The organism is Oceanobacillus bengalensis (genome assembly GCF_003628445.1).
Taxonomy (GTDB): Bacteria; Bacillota; Bacilli; order Bacillales; family Amphibacillaceae; genus Oceanobacillus; species Oceanobacillus bengalensis.
Window position 1 is genome coordinate 1 of sequence record NZ_RBZO01000078.1, and the last position, 1,559, is coordinate 1,559.

Annotated in this window: 1 protein-coding gene; it reads left to right on the plus strand. The window is 35.3% G+C overall.

All coding sequences use genetic code 11. The features are described 5' to 3' along the window. Positions 1 to 100 precede the first annotated feature (100 nt). The gene (locus D8M05_RS19950; protein ID WP_121134872.1) at positions 101 to 1,276 is read left to right on the plus strand and encodes an IS256 family transposase; all 1,176 of its coding nucleotides are present in this window, start codon (positions 101 to 103) and stop codon (positions 1,274 to 1,276) included. Positions 1,277 to 1,559: the final 283 nt, after the last annotated feature.

Consider the following 1,559-nt stretch of genomic DNA (forward strand, 5'->3'; position numbering starts at 1 on the left):
GATTAAGCCCGTATAATTGTGTAAAAAGAAAAGGGCCAATCATCAACCCCATGTTACAATGTTTTTAACCACAAAAATATCGTAATAGGAGGAATTGATGATGACCCAACTTAATTTTACACTAGATTTTGATAAACTGAAAGAAGGAGTAATGCAATCTAGCTTAAATGATGTACTTAAATCTACGATTGTTATTGTTCTTAATCAATACATGGAAATGGAAAGAAATCAATATATGCAAAACTACTCCCATGAAAGGGATCCAGAACGAGAAGATTATCGTAATGGATACTACCAAAGGGATTTTGCTTTGAATATCGGTACAATTTCGTTGAAAGTACCTCGCACTAGAAGTGGTAATTTCAAAACGGATGTTTTCGAAAAATATAAGCGAAATGATCAAGCTTTAATACTTTCTATGATAGAAATGGTGGTTAACGGTGTTTCAACCCGGAAGGTAACGAAGGTGGTTGAACAATTATGCGATAAAACCGTGTCTAAATCAACGGTTTCAGACTTAATGAAACAGTTAGATCCTGTTGTAAAAGAATGGGTTGAAAGACGATTAAATAACCAATATTACCGCTATCTTTACGTGGATGCTATGTATATTAAGGTTCGTGAATACCACAAAGTAGTTTCAAAAGCTGTATACATTGCCATGGGCGTTAATACAGAAGATAAGCGTGAGATTATTGGTTTTCAAATAGCTAATAAAGAGTCAAAGGAAAACTGGAAAACATTTTTTGAATCTTTGATTAATAGGGGATTACAATCTCCAAAACTAGTAATCTCAGATGCTCATGAAGGTTTGAAATCAGCTATCCAGGAAAAATTCCTTGGGGCAAGCTGGCAACGCTGCACAGTCCACTTTTTACGCAATATCATGGACCATATGCCCAAAAAGAATACGGTGGAAGCTAGACAACATCTAAAAGAAATATTTAGGGCTTCAACGGCTGAAATATCTAGAACACTTAAAAATGAATTCATCGAGAAGTATGGGGATGATAAACGATTTGAAAAGGTTATTGATACACTAGATAACGGGTATGAAGATGCCGTTCAATATTATGCCGAAACTAAAAACACGCATAAGCATATTCGCACCACCAATGCATTAGAAAGAATAAATGAAGAAATCAGAAGGCGAGAAAAGGTGATTCGCATTTTCCCTAATCAAGACTCTGCATTCAGACTAATAGGTGCTATTTTAATGGATCTAGATGAAAGCATGGACAAAGGTAATCGAAGATTCATTTATGAAAGAAACTAAATGTACTTACAAATTACCAAGCACACCAATTTACAGTAAAAATATAAATAAACTCACACATTTAGGTAATTTGACATGGAGCCTCTAGCGAGTATGGTTCCACAATCCAGAAGCCAGGTACAAAAGGAACCTGGCTGTGCCACGGAGGCTACCATACTCGCCCCTCCATATCAAATTGTATAAAGATGCTTGTTTTTCTATAGCTTGGTAATTCTGACTGAATCTTCTGCCTTGTATTTAAAAAACATTGTAACTTAATTTACACAGGATTTTGGACTTGACT